The sequence below is a fragment of the Bartonella sp. AR 15-3 genome (assembly GCF_002022445.1).
Taxonomy (GTDB): Bacteria; Pseudomonadota; Alphaproteobacteria; order Rhizobiales; family Rhizobiaceae; genus Bartonella.
In genome coordinates, this window is sequence record NZ_MUYE01000001.1 from 1,133,718 (window position 1) to 1,160,350 (window position 26,633).

Sequence of the window (26,633 nt, forward strand, 5' to 3'; positions counted from 1 at the left end):
TTTAAAGAGTAAATAAGAGCAATATGAAGACTTTAAGCATTTCCTACGGTCTCAAACAAAGCATACTGTAGTGCTTTATGAGCGCTTTCACCAGCCCAAGCAACCATTTGAAAAGCAGCATAATGACTTTCACAAATTTTAAGTGCATATATCAATAATGTTTCTACCTGTGTATGTGATGGGTGTACACCACCTGCTAAAAGAAGACCCTGCCGATAAATAACCGTATTATCTCCTTGCCAATAATCAAAATGTCCTAGTAACAATTTCTCATTAATTGTCAACAACAAACGCTGTATCTCTGCTATACGAGTATTTTCAATAAAAAGATCAAATGCACAAGCTAAATGAAGAGCCTCTTGCTCCTCCATCCATGAAAAAGAAAGACGATAACAAGCTCGTTTTCCTTCTACGCAAACGCTAATTTCATCTTGTGCATTCCGCTCAAAAGACCAATCATACTTACAAGCAATTTGTTCTATAAAATCAACCGGATGCTCTTCTCGCTCTGTGGCTCCAATGGCAAGCCTCATCATGAACCCTCAATAATTAAGAATATTACTAATACAATGGAAAAACTATCATCATAACAATACTCGCCACAATCAAAGCCTTTACACCAAACAAATACACATTAAAACATAGCCAACACACAACACCAGGAAATAAATGATAATATTTCCTATAATAACATAGCTTGATAAAGAAAAAACGAATCATCAAACAAACTTAGTGTATTGATACAATTTCGTAGCGCTAGTCCCTTAATTAAAAAAAAATAATTTTTTATAAAAAATGAACTAAAAATAAATTGCTCATCTGCCCTAACAGACTCATGACTAAGCATTTTTCGGTTTCATACATGGTATGGAAAAATTGGGGATTATTTTTTCTAAGACTCTTTGTTGCTTAGACTGTATCTGTTTTCACTTTTTTCTGTTGTGTTTTTCTAAACCATCAAGACGTTTTTTCAAATCAGCATTTTCGGCATAGAGTTTAAGAACCATTTCCTTGATAACTTCAAATTCTTCGCGTGAAACAAGGTCAAGTTTATTGATCATCTTTTCAACCTGTAAACGGACAGCAGTTTCAGCTTCACGCCGTACACCTTGTGCAATACCTGCTGCATCCGTTGCTAATTTTGCCAGTTCATCAAGAATACGGTTCGATCCATTATACATAAGCTTTCCTTTAATTTTCATTTTTTATATACGTACTGTAATACATTTTATAATATTGAAAGATTGTACTTGTTTTTCTAATAGATATTACTTTAATGTATCAGTATTCTTTACCTCCACCAATAACAGCAACTAACCTCTAACCCCAACTTGACCATTTTGTATTCCTCTGTCATGGTTTGATAATCATATAACTTCATAAATGTAAAGTTCCCCCTCATGAATGATTTCCCTTTTTGTCAAGCTATTGCTTTTCCTCTCTTTCTTGATCCAGTGATCATCCGTTTAGGGCCGATAGCATTCCATTGGTATGGATTTGGTTATGTTGTAGGCATTTTGTTTGCCTGGTGGTATACAAAAAAATTACTTAAAAAAAAGTCCTTGTGGCCTAAAAATCAAGCACCTATGCACCCACAAAAAATGAGTGATTTTGTTACTTTAGGTACTCTTGGGATTGTGGTTGGTGGCCGCTTAGGACAGGTACTTATGTGGGACCCTATTTATTATTTCAATCATCCGGTCGATATCATTGCCGTATGGAATGGTGGTATGTCATTTCACGGAGGACTTATAGGTATAATCATTGCCATGATTTGGTTTTCTTATAAAAACAATATTAACGTATGGGGAATGTTTGATACAATCGCCGCAGCCGTTCCCATTGGCATTGGTATTGTACGGATATGCAATTTCATTAATCAAGAATTATGGGGAAATGTAACTACTGTCCCTTGGGCAGTTTGTTTTTATAATGATCCTCAATATCTTCCACGCCATCCTAGTCAACTTTATGAAGCATCTATGGAAGGATTTCTTCTCTTTATCATTTTAGCCATTGCTATTTTTTCTTTCAAAGCATTAAAACATCCTGGAGTGATAACTGGAATATTTAATATAAGCTATGGAATAGCACGCAGCATTTCAGAAATTTTCCGTGCCCCTCAAGAAGATCCAGAATGGTTTGCATCTCTTTTCCACTCTACTGGATTTACTTATGGCATGGCTTTATCTCTGCCGATGATTCTTTTCGGTTTTTATGCACTTCTTCAAACTTTTAAATATAAGCTTACAAAATAATGTCTAATCTAAAAGAGAGAATTAAAGAAATTATCATTCTCAATGGACCAATCTCTGTTAGCCAATATATGGCATTAGCACTTACTGATCCTCAATTTGGCTATTATAAAAAACAAAAACCCTTTGGACATGATGGTGACTTCATCACAGCACCTGAAATAAGCCAATTATTTGGAGAGATAATTGGCATTTGGGCTATTATGAGCTGGCGAGCTCATGGTTCCCCTAATTCTTTTATCCTGGCTGAAATAGGCCCAGGACGCGGAACTCTTATGGATGATGTTTTACGTACTATTCGCAAAATTTGTATGACAGCATTCAACGCTGCTGACATCTTTCTTATTGAGATAAGCCAACGCCTTGCAGCAAAACAAAAAAAACGTCTTCTCTCTTACCAAAAACAAATTTATAGTATTGAAAATTTTGAACAAATTCCTTTAAAACCTCTTATTATAATTGCAAATGAGCTTTTCGATGCACTCCCAATTAACCAATATATAAAAATCAATGAAGAATGGAGAGAACGTCGCATTACACTTAATCAAGAAGGTGATTTTACATTTACCATTGATGTACATAAGTTTCCTGCTACTTTCTTACCACCCCACTGTGCTCAAATGCCCAATGGAACAATTGTAGAATATGCGCCCTTACGAAACCAATTAGCACAAAAAATTAGTAGCCGTTTAATGCAAACACAAGGCTCTGCTTTACTCATCGATTATGGTGCATCCGATTTTGCGTTTGGAGACACACTACAAGCCGTATCAAAACATAAATTCTGCGATATTTTTTCTGCTCCTGGTGAACATGATTTAACATCACATGTTGATTTTTTTTCTTTGAAAACAATCGCCATTCAACAGGGCTGTTTTGCTGAAATTCTAGAACAAAGAGATTTTCTTTTCAAAATGGGAGTGCTTGAACGTGCCAAAAAGCTTAGTATCAACAAAAGCACAGTAATGAAGAAAAAAATTCACCAAGATATCGAACGATTAACTGGTCTAAAACAAATGGGTAAACTTTTTAAAGTTCTTCACATCAGTAATAAAAACTTACAAATACCTTATTTTCAACCACAAACAATAACAAACCAATTCAGATACCATTTTCGTTTCAAATAATCATAAGGGAACCTTTATGGAACCTATTCTTGCACAAGATTTTTGCAATTTACACTCACATAATATCAAACATGGCTTTTTTACACGCCAAGGAGATCTATCAAAAAGCTCTTATCAGAGCCTGAATGTCGAACAAAACTCCAACGTTTCTCCTGAACATGTTATGCAAAATCGTACCTTAATCGCTAATTATTTTGATATTGAAGTGCAAAATTTAATTACTGTTCACCAAATACACTCTTGTGAAGTTATCGTCGTTGATCAAGCTTTTATTGGAGAACTTCCAAAAGCTGATGCTCTGGTTACAACAAAAAAAGGATTAGCAATTGGTGTTCTGACAGCAGACTGTGGACCAATTCTTTTTTCTGATCCACAAGCGGGTGTCATTGGTGCTGCACATGCTGGTTGGCGAGGGAGCTTGAACGGAATTTTAGAAAAAACAATCTCAGTAATGGAAGAACAAGGAGCCAAACGGCAATCAATAACAGCAGTACTTGGACCATGCATTGGTCCATGTCATTATGAAGTAACAAGTGAATTTTATAACCAATTCATCGAGCACAATAACGAGTTTGAAAAATATTTTTCAAAAACAGATAAAGTACACCACTTTAATTTTAATCTATGGACATTCATTATAAACAAACTCGAGCAAGCGGGAATCCTCCGTACTTCTTGTCTAAAACTTTGTACTTATCAAGATGAAAAGCGTTTTTTCTCCTATCGACGTGCAATACATCGTAATGAGCCCAATTATGGACGACAAATTTCTGCCATTATGCTAAAAAATAAAGAGTAAAGTTGCTTTTTACTTCAAAGAAATACTAAAAAATATAAAAAAATTCCTATTAATAAATTGTGGAAATTTTTATTATTGGTTTTTCTTCTCAAATAAGTTATTTATACGCAAATTCTAGCGGCGTTGCAAATAATCTTTGCTATATTCCAAAAAACAACTCTTCAATGTTAATAATTATCAATTTATATTAAATCAAATCTCTTGATACAATTATATCTTCTTGTTTTAACAACTCTTAGTAAATAGTCTTCAATCTCAAAACGCCATATAATATTAATTTCACAAAATCCTGATATGTTATAAACACATCTTGTAAACTCGATCATTTTTAAAAACCTTGACATTGTTACAAATCTTGGTTCTGCAACAAACATTAGCACTACCCCAAATCATGGTATTACCAGAAACAGTGTTTTCACCACAAATTTTAACGTCTCTAAATACTCTTGCTTCATCGTAAATTGCAGCATTTTCAGCAACTTTAGCATTATCATAAATCATAGCATTACCAAAAATTTTGGCATTATCATAAACCCAACAATTTCCCTCATGTGATAAATTCTTTTCATCCTCAATAAAACCACCAAGATCACCTGTCTTTACGTTTTCAAAGTCTTTAAGAGCTCTAATACAATAAAGTTTATAAGAACCAATTATTATTTTTCATCTGTAAATTCATATTTTTTGAGCATAAATAATTTGCCTATTTTATATTCAAAATTTTTTATAAAACAGTATTTTTTCTCATAACACTGATTATTTTTAAACAATTTGTCTCTTGTTAGCTGTTTTTTCATAATTTTTTAAACAGTCTACAAACAGTAAGTATTTGACATAAACCAACGAACTACATTCATTTTAAATAATGATAGTTAATTTTTTATTCTTTTATAATTGTTCACTTGCAATCTGATAGTAAAAAGTTAAAAATCGCTTCATATTTAATCGTAATTACTTAGAGGTTCTATTATGAAACTTTTTTGCGGCAATTCTAATCCATGTCTTGCTGAAGATGTTGCAAACTATTTAAGTATTCCTCTAGGCAAAGCAACTGTAAAACGTTTTGCTGATCAAGAGATTTTTGTAGAATTGCATGAAAACGTACGTGGACAAGATGTATTTGTTTTGCAATCTTCATCCTATCCAGCGAATGATCATTTAATGGAATTGCTCATTATGATTGATGCACTTCGTCGGTCTTCAGCGCGTCGTATTACAGCTGTCGTACCTTATTTTGGTTATGCTCGCCAAGATCGTAAACCTGGACCACGCACTCCTATTTCGGCAAAACTTGTTGCTAATCTCATTACTCAAGCAGGCGCTCATCGCGTTTTGACATTAGATCTTCATGCAGGACAAATCCAGGGTTTCTTTGATATCCCAACGGATAATCTTTACGCTGTTCCCGTTATTGCTCGCGATATTAAGATGCATTATTCTCTTGAAAATGTCATTGTTGTTTCACCTGATGTTGGTGGTGTGGTGCGTGCACGCTCCTTAGCTAAGCGCTTAAATAGTCTCCTTGCTATTGTTGATAAACGCCGTGAACGCCCAGGTGAATCAGAAGTAATGAACATCATTGGTGATGTGACTGAAAAAGATTGTCTCTTGCTGGATGATATTGTTGATTCAGGCGGTACTCTATGTAACGCAGCAAGCGCTCTTTTGCAACATGGCGCAAGAAGCGTCACTGCTTATATTACACATGGTGTGCTTTCTGGTAATGCTATAGAACGCATTACCAATTCAGAAATGAAAGAATTAGTGATTACTGATTCAATCATGCCAACCAAAGCAATTAAACAAGCTCATAATATGCGTATCTTGCCAATTGCTGATTTAATCGGAGAAGCTATTGCAAGGACAGCAGCAGAGCAGTCTGTTTCAAGTTTATTTGGCTAAATTGGTGCCTTTGGATCTCCTGGTGCTGTTTCTAAATTGAGACAAGAAAAGTTACCACGCGCTTACCACTAAAATCAGTATGAATAACAATAAGCCCATGGTCTTCAAAATAAATTAAAAGACGACGTGCACGACTTAAAGAATAAGTCCCATAAAGACTCGTTAACACTGCATCTGATGGGCAAAGCTTCCCTGTTACTGCTACCTGCGCGACAGGTAAAATACAGCTTAGAACATCATTTTCTAAACTTTTTGATAGATGTAAGACATGCTTCCACTCTTCTCTTACAGCATCTTCTTCATCAATAGAGGTTTGAATAGAAGTTTGAGCAATAACCAATTTACGACAAAATTGTGAAATATTAGGAAGGAATTCTGATACACTATGAATACGATAACGTATCAAAAAATCTTGATAAAATACTGCTGTTGAACGATAAGCAACCTCAGGATCATCTATCATTTCAGGAATAATACGTTACCTGCACTTTGTAATCAATTGCTGAAATCTGTGGAGAGGAGTGTTTATCTTCCTTTATTAATCTTTGTTTTTTGTGCACAACCTCTTCTAATATTTCATGAATTTCTTGTTCTTTTACAAACTCTAGTGAATAATGAGATGGCGTTGGTTTTTTTTAGATAAAGCAGTAAAAACAAGTTTTTTGCATCAGTTCTCTCCGTTGAAAGCGGCATTATTTTCGGACCGGAAGAACGCGCTGATGTTTCAACAGGACCAACAATAATCGCTAAAGAACGCCGTGATAAAGCAGGTCTTAAAGCAATAAAATGACCACGCTCAAGATCTTGAAACATTTCTGCTTGAAAATGCTCCATTCCTAAAAGATCAGCAGTACGTATCATATCAATATCCCAAAATACGTCCTATTAAAAAATTTGATGCTTCAGCAGCCACGTTTTTTGCAAGCTTAGCTAAACGTTGTGTAGAATAACACCAGCAAGACTACGTTTACGTCCTCGACACATTAAATTGGTCATAGCACTAAGCAAAATCTTACGCACTTCACCAGAAATCTCCCCTGCTACAAGTTGGAGCAAACAATTGCGCTTCATTAATCACAACTAAATAGGATAGGAATAATCACGCTCAATATCAAAAAGTGCTCCAAGAAAAATACCAACAGCACGCATTTGTTGTGCAATATCTAGGTTTTCAAGATTGAACACAACTGAAACCCGATGCTAGCGAATCCGATGAGCAATTTGTATCAATTCTTTTTCGTTCCGTTGTGCTTCAACAACAATATGGCCAAATTTATCAGCCAAAGTCACAAAATCTTCTTCTGGATCAATCACACTGTTGCACCCATGAAGAACTCTGTTCAAGAAGACGCCGAAGAAGATGTGATTTTCCTGAACTAGAATTACCTTATACGAAAAGACGTGTTGCTAATAATTCCTCGAGATTAACGAACGCCGGAACTGATTTACGTAACATGCCATATTCTGGCACTTCCCCTAAGGTAATTTCAACTTTCACAAGATCTCCATTATTCAATCTTTGAAAATTGATATTGATTCTACATTTTTCAACATACTTGTAACATTTCCTCTTCCATAAGGCTAGAAACCAAGGATTTTTCCTACAACTCTTGCATCTCCTAATGGTTTGAATTATAGAACAAGCTTCTGTGTAGACACCCTTGGAGGCAACATAGAATAGGGTAATCGCCGTTGTACAGCGTATATCTTCGTATTCATGCAAAACCACTACTGGTTTTCATGATTCTCAAATTATATAAAAAGGACTTTAGTTATGAGCAAAAGCTATACTTTTAAAGCCGAGATACGCGAGCAGGTTGGTAAGGGCTCCTCCCGCAAACTTCGTCGTAATGGTTTCATTCCAGCTGTTATTTATGGTGATAAACAGCCTCCTTTAGCAATTTCAGTTCCCTATAAAGATATTTTCTATAAAATTCATGCTGGTGGATTTCGTACTACTGTCGCAACTATTGAAATTGATCAACAAAAAATTCAAGTTTTACCAAAAGATTATCAACTTGATCCTGTCCGCGACTTTCCTATACACGTAGATTTCTTACGCATTTCAGCAAAATCCGTTGTTCATGTGCACATTCCTGTACACTTCCTTAATGAAGATACAGCTCCAGGAATTAAACGAGGTGGCATCTTAAATATTGTGCGCCATGAAATTGAATGTACTGCACTAGCGCATGCTATCCCTGAAGCAATTGAGATTGATCTTTCCAGTTATTCTATTGGTGATTCTATTCATATTTCCGCAGTACAATTACCAAAAGGTGTTACACCAGTCATTCAGGAACGAGATTTTACCATTGCTACCATTGCTGCCCCTGCTAACACCAGTGTGGGTGATGTTCCTTCAGACAAAGAGAACAATGCAAAAAACTAAAAAATTTTATTAGATGAGCCTCCATCTTTTTAACACTTTTTGTTTTCTTATACTTTACCGGAGGTGCACATGTTGCTCATTGCTGGTCTTGGCAATCCGGGTGCTCACTATAAAAATAACCGCCATAATATTGGTTTCATGGCTGTTAATGTTATTCACCAAACCTTTTCTTTTCCTCCATGGTCAAAAAAATTTCAGGCTGAAATCTCAACCAATTTTATAAACAATGAAAAAATTATTCTTATAAAACCGCAAACTTTTATGAATTTATCTGGTCAATCAATTCGCGAAGCCTTGCGGTTTTATAAATTAGACTTGAATAATCTTATTGTTATTTACGATGAACTAGATTTACTACCTGGTAAAATAAGAATAAAAATTGGAGGAGGAAGTAATGGACATAATGGTATCAAGTCTATTGATAGTCATTGCGGCACTAATTACTGCCGTATACGCTTAGGTATTGGGCACCCTGGTCCCAAAGAGCTGGTTAATCAGTATGTTTTGGGAAATTTTATCAAATCTGATCAAGAATGGCTAACCCCTTTACTAGATGCAATTGCAAATAATATGGAACTCTTAATAAAAAGAAATAATAATTGTTTTATGAATAAAATTACATTGGCAATGGAAAGATTTACAATAAAGCATCATCTCACTTGAATACATAAATACACACGCCCTTTGATATTTTTCCCTGAAGAAGATATCAAAGTTAAGTGATGTATAAAATCAGTTAATAAATCCTATAACTTATTACGACTAAATAAGCCCGTTTAATGTATTTTCGCTATTTTGCAATACCACTACACGTGAGCCATCAGGAACGCGATTATAAAGATCAATAATATCTTGATTGAGTAGACGAATACATCCACTAGAAATAGCGCGGCCAATTGACCAGGCTTCATGTGAACCATGAATACGGAAGAGAGTATCTTTCCCATTTTTGAAAAGATAAAATGCCCGTGCCCCTAATGGATTCTCAGGACCAGGGGGCATACCCTGCCCTAAATGACCATACCGTTCTGGTTCACGCTCCATCATTGCCTTAGTAGGAGCCCAACGCGGCCATCGGCGCTTATATTGTACAATCCCAACACCCGTAAATGCCAACCCTTCTTTGCCAACACCAATACCATAACGTAAAGCCTTGCCATTTTCACCAACAAGATAAAGGAAACATGCTTGAGTATCTACAACTAATGTGCCAGAAGAATAATCTGCCTGATAATTGACTTGTTGACGCCAAAATTTTGGGTCAATTGTTGAAAGATTAACCGCAGGTAAAAAATAAGGTTCATTTGTTACAGGCCCATATAAATCCTGTATTTCGGGTGGAACATACTGAGCCTGTTGAGAAAAAATAGGTATATTTGATTGACGTGTAAGACATCCAACCAAAGCCAAAGGCGTTGCTATTAAAAAAGTTCGACGAGATAACAATCTCATATTTTCTCCGATTATTTATTTCGAAAATTTTACATACTACGCAAAAATTACTGCAATATTAATATTTATTAGTAAAATCATTATTTAAAATAGTGTAATAATAAAAAAAAATTATAGCAATTATTCATTATATTTTTCACACTATCACAACAACTACAAACTAGAACTCTTTTCAAAACATGCTATAGAAATAACAATAAAGCTTTATTTTGACCCCAAGAATAAATGACAATTAATAAAGGAAGAGAATTTTATGGGCTTTAAATGTGGTATTGTTGGATTACCCAATGTTGGTAAATCAACTCTCTTTAATGCATTAACAAAAACAGCTACAGCACAAGCAGCCAACTATCCTTTTTGCACAATTGAGCCTAATACCGGTGAAGTTGCTGTCCCAGATCCACGGATGAAAAAAATCGCCTCTATTGCCGGATCAAAAGAAATAATTCCTACACGTATTAGTTTTGTTGATATTGCAGGACTTGTACGTGGTGCTTCAAAGGGTGAAGGGTTAGGAAATAAATTTTTAGCGAATATTCGTGAAGTTGATGCCATTATCCATATTTTACGGTGTTTTCAAGACGAAAATATTACACATATAGAAGGACGAATTGATCCTATTTCTGACGCTACAACGGTTGAAACCGAACTCATGCTCTCGGATCTTGAAAGCCTTGAACGACGAATTACACAAGTTCGTAAACGTGCAACTGGAAAAGATAAAGAAGCTCTTGCTATTCTCCCTATCATGGAAGCTGCATTAAAATTGTTGCAAAAAGGAGACCCTGTACGGTTAATGCTCAAAGATATTTCTGCCGATGAACAATGCATTCTTAATGGTTTGAATCTTTTAACATCAAAACCCGTGCTCTATGTTTGCAATGTAAGTGAAAATGAAGCCGCTCATGGTAATGACTTTACTCAAGCAGTTGAGAAAATGGCAACAGCACAGAATGCACAAACTATTATTATTGCCGCTTCTATCGAAGCTGAAATTGCCCAACTTACTGACGAAGAAGCTTTAGAGTATCTTAAGGCTTTAGGGCTTTTTGAACCCGGCCTTAATCGACTCATTCGCACTGGTTATGATTTACTTAACCTAATTACTTACTTTACTTGTGGCCCTAAAGAAACACGCGCATGGACAATTGTGCGCGGAGTAAAAGCACCGCAAGCTGCAGGTGTTATTCATTCAGATTTTGAACGTGGCTTCATTCGTGCCCAAACTATTAGCTATGAAGATTATATTGCCTTGGGTGGAGAAAATGGAGCAAAAGAAGCAGGAAAAGCTCGCGATGAAGGTAAAGAATATATTGTGCAAGATGGTGATATCATATTCTTTAGGCACAATACTTAATGCATTTCTTTTAAAGCCTTAAATATCTTAACCCTTTAAAATTCTTCTTTGTATCAACTACTTCTGCGTTCTTAGGAAAACTTTCAAATAAAATAGCCGCATTATAAACGGCTATTTTATTTTTGATTAAGACAAAATTAACGTTTCCAGTGACCTTCATATTTAAATTCTGGAGCACTTTTTAAGGAATCTTTTGTTGCATTGATAATAAATTTCCATTTACCATAATCATTTGTTTTCTGAATTGTATCAGGAGAAACAACTATATAACGTTCTCCTATCCCAAGAAAACCACCAATACCAATGACAATTCCTTCGACACTATTTTCACGTAAAATAATATCTTTCACTTCACCAATATTTTCATCTTCCATATTGTATACATTAGCACCAATAAGGCTTGAAGCAACAAAATCAGCTGCTGAAGGCGTAATATAACGCGCGGCCATATCTGAACCAATCTGTACAATACCTGTTGATGAAATCACCTCAGTTTCAAAAGGCGTTGTTGTTGTAAAAGACTGAGCATACGCACCAGAAACCATAAAAATTGACACAAAAGCAGTGCACACAATTTTTTTCATTTTATAATTCTCCGTTTTTACTTTATAAGCTCTCAATGCGTCATTATAAAATTTGTTCCCTACACGCTTTTAAGATAGCTTATTCTATGTGTTTGTTTTTTTCATTTTTTGTTTTTCTTTTCACACTATAAACAAGCACTCCCAAAATAATTAAAAATAAGGTAACACAAAAGCTAGTTTTCTTACGAAGTCCCATATGAGGATTAGCTATCCATATTAAAATAGACAAAACATCACCTACAATAAAATAAGGATTATACCAATAATCTTTAGCAATCTTTATCCTTTGGAGCCCCCCTGATATCCTGTTAAAAGAGCTGTAATATAATCAAGAGCAGCAGTGTTATAATTGTTCAAAACGTCAATAATCAAAAGCAGGGAATAGTAAAGAAATAGAACGCATACGTACCATTAATGATAAATCAAGAGGTTTAGCATCATTACGTATAAATTTGTCTTCTTCAATATTAGCAAAAGGGGAAAGAAAAAATAATCTAATACAATAGCAGAACCAAATCTCTTTAAAAACTTTCCTTTTCGATTGGAACCATCGCTTACTTCATATTGCACAGCAAAAGCTTTACCCTGTTCCTGATTATAACCCAGTACTTTTAAAGCACGAAAAGATACATATTTTAGCCCATGGCAACTAGCACATATTTTTTATAAATCTTCACTCACGTCGTAATTGCACTTTATCATAAATACCGAATGAACCCGAAAAATTCCAATCTTGTTTTTGAGGCACATACGAAGAAAAAAACATATTCTCCCTTATCAACGATATTTTGGGCAATGTTTTGAAAGAAAATGCCATAACCCCTATTAAGATCAATCCAATGAAAGCCTTTATCATAGTCGATTTGTTCTCTATTTTAGATCTTCCATAATTGATGCATACATAGATCTTCTCTTTTCAACAGAGAGTATAATTGATGGAATAATCAAAAAATATCTTTATAAGTATATAAGGAGAAAAAGGCACACTTTCCTCATCGAATTGCACGTCAATTCCTGTTATATTGCTCTGCCCAACTTGTTGAATTGCCTCAATATGAAGGCCTATAAGAAAAAATAAAAAACGACAGTACATAATGAAAAACATAAAAATGGTTAAGCGTCGGCTACTCCATACTACCCACCAAGAAGAGTTTCATATCACCATGTCTTAAAGAAAGGAATAACTTTTAAAAAACCAGTAACTACCAATGCTAGAGAAATGGACATCATCGCCCGCACCAATACATAACGGAAAAATGCAACCACCATCATAATGATATAAACGAAAATACCTATCACCCAAATCATTTCTTGCATATTTTTATAAGAACCATAATAAAGCCCTTGTGCTAAATGGATGTAGACGACAATAAAAAAGAAGATGCCACAAAAATCAGGGACGAAAAAGCTAACCAAACTGCCCTTCACGCCTAAATCATTCACCTGTTTCAAAAACTAAACAAACATCTGATACATGGTGCGTAGCTAATACAATGCCTGTCAAAAGCTATAATGGTTTAAATACCACCAAATGTATCAAAATAATTAAGGTTACGTAAAATAGGAATAATTATAAACGTATTGTATAAAAAATAAGGAAGAGGCAAACGCTTATCAAACCAAAGAGCAAGAGTGCTTTTAGGGAGATAAGTGAAAAATTTTCTCATTACATTATCCTATTCTCAGTAAAATATCAGAAAGAAATTGATAAGATGGAATAGCTAAATTGTAATTAGCTGATTCTGCTCGTATCCTTCCAGCTGTGTCATAAACAGATCGGTGATAAAGGCGCAACCATTCACAAAATTGATCTAATTAGCCAACTGTTACGCAGCTCAGATAAGTAGATAACTTGATTATAATCAGCCAATTTTTACCTCTCTTTCCTGCTGAACACACAAAATTCGTTGCTTTTTTTATCATTAAGGTTAGGATCGTGTGCTTGACAAGCTTTAAGCTCACTCAATTTAATCGCTTGAGATTCAGCTATTTCTCTTGCAGTACGATTACGAATGACCACGGTCTATCCACGCCATTTACCGTCACCGAAATGCCTTACTCAATGCTTGATAGATAAACTTCAAGAAACAATAGATCAAACAGCTTGATTAGGACACCATTGACTAATAAATTGAATCGCTAAATAAAAACTATCTCTTTGAAAACACTATCGCTATAAATAGCTTCTTTATAAATCAATCTACAAATACTAAAATATGGCACTTCACATCGCTCTTTTTCAACCTGATATTGCTGGTAACACAGGAACAATCTTACGTCTTAGCGCTTGTTTTGGTCTGCATGTACACATTATTGAACCTGCAGGCTTTGATATATCCGATCGCAATCTTAAACGTGCAGGTATGGATTATCTTGAACGAGCCTCCTTAGAACGCCATCTTGATTGGCAGAACTTTATTGATACCATGCAGCGCTTTAATCGTCGTCTTTTGCTCTTAAGTACAAAAGCAAAAACGTATTATACAGAAATATGTTATCAGAAAAACGATGTTTTACTTTTTGGTCGTGAATCAGCAGGTGTCCCTGATTATGTTTATAAAGCAGCTGATTGTACATTAACAATTCCTATGCTGCCACACGCACGCTCTTTAAATCTTGCAATCAGTGTTGCTATGACAACAGGGGAAGCACTTCGTCAAATTGGTTATAATGAAATAAGACAAATCTTATAATAAAAACTAAACTTCATAGCACTGCCAATCTTCATCACAGCAGCTATTTTAGCAAACGATAAAGTTTTTAACAGATGCTAGAAATTACGTTGGAAAAATGAAATTAAGTTTTATTGTCCTATTGTTACAACAGCTTTACAAAATGATTTTAGTAACAAATAGCACAAGGAAGAGCATCACATTTTTTATATTTTTAATGCGAATACATTTTACAGTATGCTTGTTTTACTCAGTTATTGCTTCAAGATAGCTATCAAATTAAACGATGAGCATATAGGACTCTATAGAAAAATCGGCCCAAGAGTTATATAAATTGCGAATTAGCAAAAACATATTTTACACCACAAATAATTACATGATAATAAAATTACATAATCACACACCAAATAAAAAAGTCTATAAGTAAGACAATCTTTAAAAGAAAATTTCAAAAAACTTCCAACAAAAAACATAATATTACTGCTCAATTTTTTCTAATAATTTATTACGATCAATCAAAAAGCCACTTTCAATCCATAATGTTTCCAATTCTTTGAGTTTTTTTCCTAAAAACATCCCTTTTACCAAACCTCTTTCCAATAAATCCTTGCCACTGATAGGAAAAGTTGGAATTTGCCATTCTCGAGCAAGCTGATAAAGCCTGATATAACATTCTTCTTTTTGAACGACTTTACTATCCTTTAAAGTGTGGTCACGTGCAGCTGCTAAAGACAAAGCTAATTGATCTAAAACTGGTTGCCGACCATAAAAATAAATCAGTCTTTGCATAAAAATATCTGAACAGTCATGATTAATCAGTTCTAATTCCGCCCATTCCTTTAACCGTATTTTCTCTTTATTCGATAAACATAAACGACGAGCCATATCGTGAAGACGCATAACATCAGGAGGAATAAGACTTTCTAACCGCAAAAACGGATCAATCTTCCAACCAAAAGCCTGCTCTGTTTTAATAAGTGAGTGGATTGCATCAATACCCCATCTTTCTGTCTCAGGTAAAATGAGCGTCAAAATTCCACTTTGACGCATCCATAAAAGAGCACGTGTTGGATCTAAAGCAGTTAGAAGTTTTTTCATTTCTCCCCAAACACGCTCTGGTGAAAGCTTTTGTAAACCATGTTTTAAACGAGTACATGCTTTCAACCCTTCTGCATCAGGACGCCCTATTCCATACCAAGCAAAAAAGCGAAAAAAACGCAAAATACGTAAATAATCTTCACAAATACGCTGTTCCGCAACACCAATAAAACGAACCGTCCGAGTTGCAATATCGTTTAAACCTCCTACTTCATCATAAACTTCACCAGCTGCATTACAATAGAGTGCATTGATAGTAAAATCTCGACGTTCAGCATCTTTTTTCCAATCGCGACTGAAGATAACTTTCGCATGACGACCATCCGTCTCAATATCAGAACGAAGAGTTGTAACCTCATAAGAACACGATTCACCAACTACTGTTACTGTACCAAAATTAATCCCTGTAGGAATAGCTTTAAATCCTACTTCTTCTACACGCTTTATAATCTGTTGTGGCAAACAGGTTGTTGCAATATCAATATCACTAATAGGCTGTTGCAAAAGCTGATTACGCACAGCACCACCAACAATACGAGCTTCCTCACCATCCAGCGACAAAACACGAAGAAGTGTTTGAATATTGCTAGACTGCAACCATGCAACCTGTTTGAAATTGTATGTTACATTCACCCCTTAACCTTTCAAACCAATTTTTATTATTTGCCTTCAAACTTGTAAATTTCAATAAATACAACGCATAATATATTTCTTATAAACTACAATCTTTCTCCGTAAAAATATCCTTAATTTGCGAGAAGAATATAAAAAACAGCTTATTACGCTTCTCTTCTTGTTATTTTCTGTTACAAACCATAAAAAGATTTATAATCATATAGAAGAAATTATTATTTTACGACACATGACTTTAAGGAAAAAATATGAGTCAACATGATACACTATCCCATTCTACTGAAAAGGCGAGTATCAATAACGATGCCTCATTAATTATTAAAGATATTGATGAAGCACACAAAGAACTTGATATTCTACAAAAAGCAATTGACAAAGTTATTTTTGGACAAAGCCATGTAATTGAATACACTTTAACAGCTATTTTAGCAGGTGGACACGCTCTTCTCGTTGGTGTTCCAGGACTTGCTAAGACGCGTCTTGTTGAAACACTCGGAATCGTCTTGGGACTTGATGCAAAACGCATTCAATTTACACCAGATTTAATGCCATCAGATATTATTGGTTCTGAGATCATGGATTCAGATAAGAATGGTCGACGTTCTTTCCGCTATATTCAAGGTCCTATCTTTACCCAACTTCTCATGGCAGATGAAATTAACCGCGCTTCGCCTCGCACTCAATCAGCCCTTTTACAAGCCATGCAAGAATACCATGTCACTATTGCTGGAACACATTACGATCTACCACAGCCCTTTCATGTGCTTGCAACTCAAAATCCTGTTGAACAAGAAGGCACTTACCCTCTTCCTGAAGCTCAACTCGATCGCTTTTTGATGCAAATTGACATTGACTATCCTGATCTAGCGACAGAACGACGTATTATCTTAGAAACAACAGGTAAAAAAAGCCAAATTGCAAAACCTGTTTTATCTATCAAAAAATTACAAAAAATCCAAAAAATTGTCCGCCAAATGCCAATTTCTGAAAGTATTGTCGAAGCTATTTTGAAGTTAGTGCGTTCAGCTCGTCCTCATAAAGAGAATTCCCTTGCAAACACTTATATTTCTTGGGGCCCTGGTCCCCGGGCATCACAAGCACTTTCGCTGTGCGTTCGTGCTCGTGCCCTTTACTACGGACGTTTATCCCCTTCGCTTGATGATATTCAAGCACTTGCCCAACCTGTTTTACAGCATCGTATGGCACTTAATTTTTCTGCACATGCTGAAAATATAACTATAAAAGAGATTATTGCTAATCTCGTGAAAGATTCTCTCTAATGGCTATTGGCAAAAAAACTTTTAAAGAAAGCCCACAATCACTTGTTGCAACACTACAAAAAGATGCAGCTAATATGCCGTATTTCCTTTTACAAGCAAACCGTCTTGCCAATACATTAATAACCGGAAGACATGGTCAACGTAAACGCGGCAACGGAGAAAATTTCTGGCAATTTCGTCCTTATGTGCAAGGCGAATCCATTACAAATATTGACTGGCGTCGTTCAGCACGTGATGAACATACCTACCTACGTGAACGTGAATTGGAAAGGATGCAAACCGTTTGGATCTGGCCTGATCAAAGTGCTTCTATGCAATATTGTTCATGCTTTTCAAAAATCTCTAAAGGCAATCATGCCATCATTCTCTCCCTTGCATTGGCAAAATTTCTCGCAAAAAGTGGAGAACATATTGCTATTCCTGACTTGATGGCTCCAAATATGGCCTCTAATGTAATGGAACGTATGGCTTTAGCTCTAACAAATCATCAAGTTGAAAATTCATTTCCAAATTTCTCAACTGTAACTCGTTTTTCACAAGCCATAATAATGAGTGACTTTCTTGATCATCCCGAAAAAATTATCGATCAGCTGAAAGTGTTAATGACAAAACAAGTCAATGCATATCTCATTGAAGTTGCTGATCCAGCAGAAGAACATTTCCCTTACACAGGCCATACAGAATTTTTTGATCCTGAAACAAAGGAAAAACTCCTAGTGAAAAAAGCAGAAAACTTGCGTAAGAATTATCAAAAGCTCTACCAAGAAAGGCGACAAAAATTAATAGAATTTTGCTTACATCAAGGATGGACTTACCAAGTTAGCTTAACGGATCGTCCCCTAACAGAAGTTATTGTACACCTCGCAAACAAAATGAAATATTCTAAATCTTCCCTAAGGAGATCACTTTGAGTTTTGATGCTCCTTTACTTTTGCTTGGACTTTTGGCCTTACCAGTTATTTGGTGGTTGTTAAAAACGACACCTCCAAGCCCTCATAAAGAACTTTTTCCTCCTTTGCGCCTTCTACTTAAAAAAACTAATCAACAGGAAACTATCAATCATACGCCCTGGTGGTTATTATTGTTACGACTAACCATAGCCGCACTGATCATAATAGCATTAGCACGTCCTACTTGGATTCAAAAACCGATTGTATTTTCTGACTCCCATCCTCTTGCACTCATCATTGATAATGGATGGGCATCCGCTGAAGAATGGGAGAAACGCATTGCAGTTGCCAAATCTTTAGTTACACAAGCAGAGAAACAACAAAAAAATATTTATTTTCTTGCAACAGCTGAAAATAATACCCACGATATCGGTCCTTTTCCTGCGGAAGTCATAAAACGACATTTACTGCATTTGCGTGCCCGTCCCTGGCCTGTTAACCGCATCCAATCCTTTCAAAAACTCATAGAACAGATTGGTGAACAACCTCTTGATATTGCATACTTAAGTGATGGTTTGCAAACAAACGAAGATAGTCAGGCTTTTACCCTTATGAAACAGTTAAAGCTGAAAACATTCTTATGGTATGCGAATGACGTTTCCAACATAACTGGTATAACAAACATAGAAAATAATAATGGAAATATGGCAGCACGTGTCATTCGTACGACTACTTATGGCAAGACTCCAATAACACTCAGCCTTTATGATTTAAAAAATCAACTCCTTGCTCGTTTTACGACAAACTTTCATGAAGGAGAAACAACAGCACTTGTTCCTTTTAATCTACCACTTGAATTACGTAATCACATCGCTTGGATTAAAATCGACGACCAGGCCCACGCTGCTGCAACCTTTTTAATCGATAACCGCAGCCGAGTAAACCGCGTTGCCCTTTTATCACCCAACATCAATGAAATGGTGCAGCCTTTACTTTCTCCCATGTACTACGTTATCAAAGCATTACAAGGCCACACACAACTTATAACGAGCGGAGGAGGAGAGCTTTCAAGTGATATTGATCGTTTACTTACCCAAAATCCATCCGTTTTCATTATGGGTGACATAGTTAATATATCAAAAGAAGCAGAAAAAAAGCTATCTCATTTTGTAAATAAAGGAGGGATACTTATCCGTTTTGCTGGAGAAAATCTGAGCGCTACAAAACATTATGATAGCTTATTACCTGTATCATTACGTTCTGGTGAACGGTTACTTGGCAGTATTATGTCGTGGACAAAACCACAAAAATTAGCACCTTTTGCAAAAAATAGCTTCTTTTCTGACCTTCCTTTTCCAGAAAATATTACTGTTTCGCGCCAAATTCTTGCAGAACCAAATTCAGATCTTTTTGAAAAAACATGGCTCAGCCTCGAAGATGGAACTCCTCTTATTACTGCTGCCAACCAAGGTAAGGGTATGCTCTTTCTTATTCATACCGCACCTGATCCTACATGGTCAAATCTTCCTCTTTCTGGTTTTTTTACACAAATGTTACAAAAACTTATTACCCTTAGTACACATGCAAAAGAAACTCAAACGCACATAAAAACAATACACAATCCTTGGCAAACACTTAATGCCAACGGTCAATTACAAACAGCTCCCTCTCATGTTATTCCACTCATTACTGATGAACAAAAAGCTCCTCTTCCATCCTACCATACCCCACCTGGACTCTATGGTTCTCAAAACAACTTCTATGCTCTCAATCTACTCAATCATGCATCACGCCTAATGATACAATCACCATCACCTTACTTCTTGAGTGATAAATCTCTACCTTATAATACACAAGAAAAACACTTCACTGGATTTCTGTTAGGAATAACTAGTTTATTATTAGCCCTCGATAGCTTTTTAGTTCTATGGACGGGTAGAGTTTTCCTTTTTAAGAGGCAAAGCAATATGCTACTTCTTCTCCCGTTCATAGCAGTTTTTATTGATTCTTTTCCGTATCCATCAACTGTGCAGGCACAAATTATAGAAAACTATGATAACACCATCATACAAGCAGCAGGGGCTACTCATCTCGCTTATGTCGTGACCAACAATCATGAAATCGATGCAACAAGTAAAAGCGGACTAGAAGCACTCAGCCAATTTATAGCAGAACGTACAATGCTTTCACCTGGTCCTGTTATAGGGCTTGACCTTGATAAGGATGAGCTCACTTTCTATCCTCTTATTTACTGGCCAATTGATACAAATAGTCCTATGCCAACACAAAAAAGTCTTGAAAAAATCAATGCCTTCATGAAAAATGGTGGTGCAGTTTTATTTGACACTCGTGACCAAATAAACGCTAATCTTACCCTTGAAGAAACAGCTACCCCAGCCATACAAAGATTGCGTACTATATTAAGCGGATTAAATATTCCAACAATGGAACCAGTATCAACTGAACATGTTATTGCCCGCTCTTTTTATATTATGCCTGATTTTCCAGGACTCTATCGTGGTTCCCCCTTATGGGTTGAATCATCCTCAACAAACAAAAAAAACAAAAACTCTATCACTGCAGGTGATAATGTTAGCTCTCTTTTCATTACTGCAAATAACTTTGCTGCTGCTTGGGCGCTAAACGAAAAAGGCACATGGAAATATCCTCTTATTCCTAATGACCCTATGCAACGTCTGTGGGCATTTCGCGCAGGATTGAATATTGTTATCTATATACTTACGGGAAACTATAAAGCCGACCAGATTCATGTTCCTGCATTATTAGAGCGTTTTAATAGAGAAAGAAGGCAATGATACAATCTCTCATCTTTCAGCCTTTTTTGCCTAATATCTGGCTTCTTTTTTTAGGAGGTCTTCCCGCTTTTTTTATAATCATTGGGCTTATTACAAGACGCCGCGGAGCTTTTTTACGCTTTCTCGCATTAATCTCTCTTATCCTTGCACTACTTAATCCAATGATCTCAAAAGAACAACGTGAACCTGTTAAAAGTGTTGTAGGCATTGTTCTTGACCATAGCGAAAGCCAAACATTTGGAACACGTGAAGAAGATAGCAATAAAGCACATACACAACTAATAAATGCGCTAGCACGTTACCCACAATTCGAACCACGCTTTATTGAAGCTGGAAAGCTTTCTGATAATCATTATGCACCATCAACGAATTTATTTCACGCTTTAACACAGGCTATATCCAGTATACCACCCTCTCGCTATGCAGGAACGATTTTGATCACGGACGGACAAGTGCATGATATACCAGAGCTATCAAAACTAAACCATGATGCTCCAATTAATGCTTTGATAACGGGTAAAGCAGATGAATTTGACCGCCAAATTAAATTTATTGCTCCGCCCCGTTTTGCTCTTGTCAATAAGCCATTTATGCTTTCCATTTTAGTAGAAGATAAAGGACATCCTAAAAAGCCCATACCAGCACAAGCAAATATTACCATAAGCATTAACGGTCAAGAAGTCAGTCATCATTCTATAACACCTGGTGTTATCTTTCAAACTGAAGTCACCTTACCTCATGCAGAAAAAAATATCATTCAAGTTACAACTGACACACATGAAGGTGAACTAAGTCTTGATAATAATCGTGCCATAACTGTTATTGAAGGCATTAGAGAAAATCTGCGAGTTCTTCTAATTTCAGGTGCACCCTATAATGGCGAACGTGCATGGCGTGATCTTTTAAAAAGTGATTCTAATATTGATCTTATTCATTTCACTATTCTGCGTCCCCCTGAAAAAGCCGACAATACACCTACCAATCAATTATCACTTGTAGTCTTCCCTACCACAAAATTATTTGTTGAAGAAATCAATAATTTTGATCTTGTTATTCTTGATGGCTACCAATATTCCAACGTTCTTCCATTGATTTACTACGATTATATTGCCCAATATGTACAAAAAGGTGGAGCATTGCTGATAGTAACAGGGCCTGAATTTACTACAGAATTTTCACTAGCTAAAACACCTCTAATAAGTGTTCTACCAGCACTGCCAAATGGTACTATTATTCAAAAACCTTTTCGCCCTACCTTAACTAAAGAAGGTGAGCGTCATCCTGTTACGCGAGGCCTTGCAACGCCCACCCATCCTGCTCATCAATGGGGACGATGGTTGCGACAAATTGTAGTCCACAATACAGGAAAAGCGATTACTATCATGAAAGGAGCTGATGAACAACCACTTTTGCTTCTTTCCCATGTTGATAAAGGTCGTGTAGGAATGTTACTTTCTGATGAAAGCTGGCTTTGGGCGCGAGGTTTTGAAGGTGGAGGTCCCTATGCAGCTCTTTATCGTAGAATTGCCCATTGGCTTATGAAAGAACCAGAACTTGAAGAAGAAAAATTAAGTGCTTTGAATGATCATCATCATCATTTAACAATTCGTCGACAAACGCTCCAAAATCATCCAGAATCAGTCGAGGTAATTTTTCCCTCTGGCAAAAAAAGGAATATCACTCTTACTAAAGAACAAGAAGGTGTATTCACAGGCAATATTCAGACCGATGAAACAGGGATTTTCACTATTCGCAATGGTGATCAAACAGTGCTTTCTACTGTAGGATCAGTCAATAATCCTGAATTATCTGATTTAATTTCAACAGAAGAAAAATTGACTCCTATCAGTAAACAAACTGGTGGTCATGTTGTGCGTTTATGGAATAGAGAAAAAAATGATATTCATCTTCCTCCCATTAAACTAATTCAATCGCAAACAGGAAAAGTATCATCTTCTCCTCATTCCATTGTTCTGAAAGAAGCAACAGAAACTCGTTTGGTTAATATCTCTCACTTCCCTATTTTTTCTGGATTTTTAGCATTACTTACCTGTCTTTTATTGTTGAGCAGCGTATGGTATCGTGAAAATCATTAAAAATTCTGAGCAACTTTATAACTACTTAAACATAACTTATATTTATTGAGTGCTCACAATAATATATTTTATTCTATATCTTGCTAACATACCTTCTTGTAACTGCAAACCTGACAATCGTTTTTGTTTATGGATACAAGAATTTGTATTGGCTCATGCTTTATCTATTGAATTTTATCTGTTGAAATTCAAAACAACTATAATATTTTTCATCTCCAATCAAAATCACCAAAATAACAGCGTAATTTTCTGCTGCTTTTAATATTAAACGCATTAAGCTATTTCCCACGCCAATATTTGTATAATCAGAGTACAACAGAAAGCCCTAACAAATAAGCAGTTTGTTGATGTATTTTTTTATATAGGCATCATCCTCACTGAACCAATAACATAATCTCTCATGCAAGTAAGAAAGAAAGCTGCTAATCATGCTTTCCAGCTTCTCTTAGCAAATAACTTGTACGTGTAAAACAAATCTGGACTCAAAATCGTCTGACTAATTTTTTCAATCTGAACCTCATGTTTCATTGTTTCAGACCAATAACTAATTATATCACCAGTTGCAGAAAAAGGAAAAAAGATTGAGAAACAAATGATGTATCCATCATGAAGAATAGTTAGAAAAATTCATATGTAACAAAAATACCAAATGGTTTCATTTTAAACGCTTTGATTTGCTATCGCTTGTTCTTCATAAAACATTGTCCTCCCCTTGCAACAATTTATTTTGCATATTTTTTTCTATCAAAATCAATATCCAAAACCTATCTAATATCCTTAGCGAACTGTTTTGCATTTTACAATTTTCCATTATCTGTAACAATCAATTGGTTTGCCTTGCTCATTTTTATTGCCTAAATTATTTTCAACGCTATGCTAGCGTTTATGTTTTATCTTGCTCATATATCAGATGTACATCTTTCACCCTTGCCACAGCCTTCCTTATTTGAACTTTGTGGGAAACGTCTAACTGGGTATCTTAATTGGAAAAAAAAACGTAACAATCAAATGAAAGCAGACGCTTTAGAAACGTTAATGCGTGCATTAAAACAAAAAAAGCCTGATCATATTGTTATTTCTGGTGACCTCGTTAATCTTGCTTTGGAAAAAGAATTTACACAAGCTCGCAGCTGGTTACTTGCTCAAAATAATCCTCAAAATATTTCCCTAACATTTGGAAATCACGATGCTTACGTTCGAGGAGCATTCCAAAAAGCCTGTACTTACTTCCAACCTTGGATTAAAAGTGATTTCCCACAAAAAAATCCTTTTCCCTATATGCGTATTCGTGATAATATAGCGATTATAGGGGCATCTTCAGCCATTGCTACACCATTTTTTCAAGCTTCTGGCTACTTTGATAAGCAACAAGCAAAAATTTTATCTCAATTCTTAACTGAAGCAGCAACACGTGGTTTCTTCCGTGTTGTGATAATTCATCATCCTCCTTTTCACCATGCCACTTCTTGGCATAAAAAGTTATGGGGTATAGAGCGTTTTCTAAAAGTAGTTAAGCAACATGGTTGCGAACTTATTCTCCATGGTCATACTCATTTACCTACGTTGAATACCATTGAAGGAGAAATGAGCAAGATTCCTATTGTTGGTGTTTCTTCGGCATCACAATCTTTCGGAAGCAAAAAACCCCCTGCAAGTTTTAACTTATTTGCTATTGAATATTTGCATCATCAATGGCACTGCCAATTGCAGCGTTACGGTATTATTAATCACAATAATGAAATAGCATGTATTGAAACCATTGATCTTTAATATTTCAAAAAACAAAATGTTCTTTACTCAGATGTGCTATTCTATAATAGTTAGTTATTGTATTAAAATTCCCCTTGAGTAAATTATCGATGAAGAGAATAATAAAAATATAACTAAACATTAAGCAATAGAAACACATAAACATACCTATCTTAATCTACTAATTTATATAGGCTATGACCAGTGATACTGTTTGCCTGGATGAAGAAATGTCAAAAACAATATCAATAAACATAGCATATATTCACCTTATCTTTGAGAATTTCTCTGTTGATAAAATAATAAAATTCTTACACAAAAGGAACAACCGCTGTGCCAAGAGGCAATTTAGCCTCATTTTCAGGTTCTACATGAATAGTAACACGCGCATTCTTAAATTCTGCTTCAAGTGCACTCTCAATATTATTGCAAATCTGGTGCGCCTCTCCTACTTGCATTACAGTTGGTACAACTAAATGAAACTCTATAAAAGTAACCCTACCAGCAACACGCGTTCTTAAATCATGGACTTCAATTGCACCGTGTGCACTAACTGAAATAAGATCACGAATCCGAACAGTCTCATTTAATTCAACCCCAACATCCATGAGCCCCTGAATAGCATTGTAAATCACCTTGCCTCCCTGCAAAAGAATATTAATAGCGACGATTATTGCTAAAATTGGATCTAAAACAGCCCATTCAGTTATAAACGCAGAAACCAACCCAATTAAAATGCCAAATGAAGTTAAAACATCTGTCATTAAATGTATTCCATCAGCTTTAAGAGCAGGAGAACGGTGAACTTTTCCTTGCCGAATAAGAAGCCATCCCCAAAAAAAATTTATAATAGATGCTATCAAATAAGGATAAAGCCATATTCCAGGTTTTTTTGGTGCTTCAACTGTTATGAATGCTAGCCATGCTTCTCTTAGAATCAAAATTGCTGCAATAATAATAAAGACACCTTCAAGAAGAGCAGAAAAATACTCTACCTTATGATGTCCAAAGGGGTGATCTTGATCAGCTGGCTTCATGCTTATTTTAACCGCCCACCAAGCTGCTAAGGCTGCAAGGATATTTACAATAGATTCTAGTACATCAGAATAAAGAGCAACTGAACTAGTGATGTAATAAGCCCAATATTTCAAAAAAAATACAATACAAGCCGTCCAAATAGATAATATAGTCAATCTCTGTATTTGTATTTTTTTATCCATAACTCAATGATCTTTTTGATTATAATGAGCGACAATATTTTTAATATATCTTCCAAAACTCTCTGAAAACAAGAAGAAATATAAGAAATAAGTTCTATAAACATCTCCTAATATAAAAAAAAAAGAACCTGGGCATTGGGAACCCAGGTTCTTTTCCCTTTTAAATAGGAGTTTACAGGCTTAGGAAATAGCGGGGACCTAAGGCTCTGTACCCGACATGAAAACAATATATTTGCCGCATTCGGTATGTGCTATATATTCTATTAATTGTATTTTGTCAATAAAATTCTACTTTAACGTTAAAAAATAAT

Annotated in this window: 21 protein-coding genes and 2 pseudogenes; 13 read left to right on the top strand and 10 right to left on the bottom strand. The window is 35.6% G+C overall.

Features of this window, described 5'->3' with window-relative positions:
• Window positions 1-32: 32 nt before the first annotated feature.
• Both BAR153v2_RS05020 and BAR153v2_RS05025 read right to left on the bottom strand, forming a co-directional pair.
• Window positions 33-533: a YbjN domain-containing protein gene (locus BAR153v2_RS05020; RefSeq protein ID WP_078680579.1), complete on the bottom strand. Its 501-nt coding sequence runs from the start codon at window positions 531-533 to the stop codon at window positions 33-35.
• A gap of 393 nt (window positions 534-926) precedes the next feature.
• Window positions 927-1,181 carry an accessory factor UbiK family protein gene (locus BAR153v2_RS05025; protein WP_078680580.1) on the bottom strand — a complete coding sequence of 85 codons (255 nt, stop codon included), beginning with the start codon at window positions 1,179-1,181 and terminating at the stop codon, window positions 927-929.
• A gap of 219 nt (window positions 1,182-1,400) precedes the next feature.
• On the opposite strand from BAR153v2_RS05025, the gene lgt reads away from it, so the two are divergent.
• The 4 genes from lgt (at window position 1,401) to BAR153v2_RS05050 (ending at window position 6,083) form a co-directional block, all read left to right on the top strand.
• Window positions 1,401-2,258: a prolipoprotein diacylglyceryl transferase gene (lgt, locus tag BAR153v2_RS05030; protein WP_078680581.1), complete on the top strand. Its 858-nt coding sequence runs from the start codon at window positions 1,401-1,403 to the stop codon at window positions 2,256-2,258.
• A complete protein-coding gene (locus BAR153v2_RS05035; protein ID WP_078680582.1) occupies window positions 2,258-3,382 on the top strand; it encodes a class I SAM-dependent methyltransferase in 1,125 nt (374 codons plus the stop codon). The genes lgt and BAR153v2_RS05035 overlap by 1 nt, the downstream gene beginning before the upstream one ends.
• Before the next feature lie 16 nt (window positions 3,383-3,398).
• A complete protein-coding gene (gene pgeF / locus BAR153v2_RS05040) occupies window positions 3,399-4,181 on the top strand; it encodes a peptidoglycan editing factor PgeF (protein ID WP_078680583.1) in 783 nt (260 codons plus the stop codon).
• A gap of 969 nt (window positions 4,182-5,150) precedes the next feature.
• Window positions 5,151-6,083, top strand: coding sequence for a ribose-phosphate pyrophosphokinase (locus tag BAR153v2_RS05050; RefSeq protein ID WP_078680585.1), 933 nt, complete (start codon window positions 5,151-5,153; stop codon window positions 6,081-6,083).
• On the opposite strand, the pseudogene BAR153v2_RS07690 reads toward BAR153v2_RS05050, so the two are convergent.
• Window positions 6,080-7,539: pseudogene (locus BAR153v2_RS07690) on the bottom strand (ATP-binding protein). The gene BAR153v2_RS05050 and the pseudogene BAR153v2_RS07690 overlap by 4 nt on opposite strands.
• A 318-nt stretch (window positions 7,540-7,857) precedes the next feature.
• Between BAR153v2_RS07690 and BAR153v2_RS05060 the strand changes: the two are divergent.
• On the top strand, window positions 7,858-8,475 hold the full coding sequence (locus tag BAR153v2_RS05060) for a 50S ribosomal protein L25/general stress protein Ctc (protein WP_078680586.1): 618 nt from the start codon (window positions 7,858-7,860) through the stop codon (window positions 8,473-8,475).
• A gap of 69 nt (window positions 8,476-8,544) precedes the next feature.
• The gene (pth, locus tag BAR153v2_RS05065; protein ID WP_078680587.1) at window positions 8,545-9,138 is read left to right on the top strand and encodes an aminoacyl-tRNA hydrolase; all 594 of its coding nucleotides are present in this window, start codon (window positions 8,545-8,547) and stop codon (window positions 9,136-9,138) included.
• A gap of 99 nt (window positions 9,139-9,237) precedes the next feature.
• Here the strand turns inward: pth and BAR153v2_RS05070 are convergent, their stop codons facing one another.
• Window positions 9,238-9,921, bottom strand: a complete 684-nt coding sequence (locus BAR153v2_RS05070) for a L,D-transpeptidase (protein WP_078680967.1) — start codon at window positions 9,919-9,921, stop codon at window positions 9,238-9,240.
• Window positions 9,922-10,180: 259 nt separating this feature from the next.
• On the opposite strand from BAR153v2_RS05070, the gene ychF reads away from it, so the two are divergent.
• Window positions 10,181-11,284, top strand: coding sequence for a redox-regulated ATPase YchF (gene ychF / locus BAR153v2_RS05075; protein WP_078680588.1), 1,104 nt, complete (start codon window positions 10,181-10,183; stop codon window positions 11,282-11,284).
• Window positions 11,285-11,421: 137 nt separating this feature from the next.
• Here the strand turns inward: ychF and BAR153v2_RS05080 are convergent, their stop codons facing one another.
• The 4 genes and pseudogenes from BAR153v2_RS05080 to BAR153v2_RS07375 all read right to left on the bottom strand — a co-directional run.
• Window positions 11,422-11,868 carry a PRC-barrel domain-containing protein gene (locus BAR153v2_RS05080; RefSeq protein ID WP_078680589.1) on the bottom strand — a complete coding sequence of 149 codons (447 nt, stop codon included), beginning with the start codon at window positions 11,866-11,868 and terminating at the stop codon, window positions 11,422-11,424.
• A gap of 79 nt (window positions 11,869-11,947) precedes the next feature.
• Window positions 11,948-12,097: a cytochrome c1 gene (locus BAR153v2_RS07695; RefSeq protein WP_339373808.1), complete on the bottom strand. Its 150-nt coding sequence runs from the start codon at window positions 12,095-12,097 to the stop codon at window positions 11,948-11,950.
• Window positions 12,098-12,279: 182 nt separating this feature from the next.
• Complete coding sequence (locus BAR153v2_RS07700) at window positions 12,280-12,528, bottom strand: cytochrome c1 (protein ID WP_339373816.1); 249 nt, start codon at window positions 12,526-12,528, stop codon at window positions 12,280-12,282.
• Window positions 12,529-12,802: 274 nt separating this feature from the next.
• Window positions 12,803-13,535, bottom strand: a pseudogene (locus BAR153v2_RS07375) (cytochrome b N-terminal domain-containing protein); the annotation flags it as partial.
• A 549-nt stretch (window positions 13,536-14,084) separates the two neighbouring features.
• Between BAR153v2_RS07375 and BAR153v2_RS05100 the strand changes: the two are divergent.
• The gene (locus BAR153v2_RS05100) at window positions 14,085-14,561 is read left to right on the top strand and encodes a tRNA (cytidine(34)-2'-O)-methyltransferase (protein ID WP_078680590.1); all 477 of its coding nucleotides are present in this window, start codon (window positions 14,085-14,087) and stop codon (window positions 14,559-14,561) included.
• Window positions 14,562-15,017: 456 nt separating this feature from the next.
• Here BAR153v2_RS05100 and BAR153v2_RS05105 read toward each other — a convergent pair whose 3' ends face one another.
• Window positions 15,018-16,271, bottom strand: coding sequence for a CCA tRNA nucleotidyltransferase (locus BAR153v2_RS05105; protein ID WP_078680591.1), 1,254 nt, complete (start codon window positions 16,269-16,271; stop codon window positions 15,018-15,020).
• A gap of 248 nt (window positions 16,272-16,519) precedes the next feature.
• Here BAR153v2_RS05105 and BAR153v2_RS05110 point away from each other — a divergent pair, with 248 nt between their 5' ends.
• From BAR153v2_RS05110 to BAR153v2_RS05135, 5 genes are all read left to right on the top strand, one after another.
• Window positions 16,520-17,551 carry a MoxR family ATPase gene (locus BAR153v2_RS05110; RefSeq protein WP_078680592.1) on the top strand — a complete coding sequence of 344 codons (1,032 nt, stop codon included), beginning with the start codon at window positions 16,520-16,522 and terminating at the stop codon, window positions 17,549-17,551.
• Window positions 17,551-18,462: a DUF58 domain-containing protein gene (locus BAR153v2_RS05115; protein ID WP_078680593.1), complete on the top strand. Its 912-nt coding sequence runs from the start codon at window positions 17,551-17,553 to the stop codon at window positions 18,460-18,462. The genes BAR153v2_RS05110 and BAR153v2_RS05115 overlap by 1 nt, the downstream gene beginning before the upstream one ends.
• Window positions 18,459-21,257, top strand: a complete 2,799-nt coding sequence (locus BAR153v2_RS05120) for a DUF4159 domain-containing protein (RefSeq protein WP_078680594.1) — start codon at window positions 18,459-18,461, stop codon at window positions 21,255-21,257. The genes BAR153v2_RS05115 and BAR153v2_RS05120 overlap by 4 nt, the downstream gene beginning before the upstream one ends.
• On the top strand, window positions 21,254-23,353 hold the full coding sequence (locus BAR153v2_RS05125) for a hypothetical protein (protein WP_078680595.1): 2,100 nt from the start codon (window positions 21,254-21,256) through the stop codon (window positions 23,351-23,353). Before BAR153v2_RS05120 ends, BAR153v2_RS05125 begins: the two co-directional genes overlap by 4 nt.
• Window positions 23,354-24,226: 873 nt before the next feature.
• Window positions 24,227-25,123 carry a metallophosphoesterase gene (locus BAR153v2_RS05135; protein ID WP_078680596.1) on the top strand — a complete coding sequence of 299 codons (897 nt, stop codon included), beginning with the start codon at window positions 24,227-24,229 and terminating at the stop codon, window positions 25,121-25,123.
• Window positions 25,124-25,413: 290 nt separating this feature from the next.
• On the opposite strand, the gene BAR153v2_RS05140 is transcribed toward BAR153v2_RS05135, so the two are convergent.
• Complete coding sequence (locus BAR153v2_RS05140; RefSeq protein ID WP_078680597.1) at window positions 25,414-26,322, bottom strand: cation diffusion facilitator family transporter; 909 nt, start codon at window positions 26,320-26,322, stop codon at window positions 25,414-25,416.
• Between the last annotated feature and the right edge of the window lie 311 nt (window positions 26,323-26,633).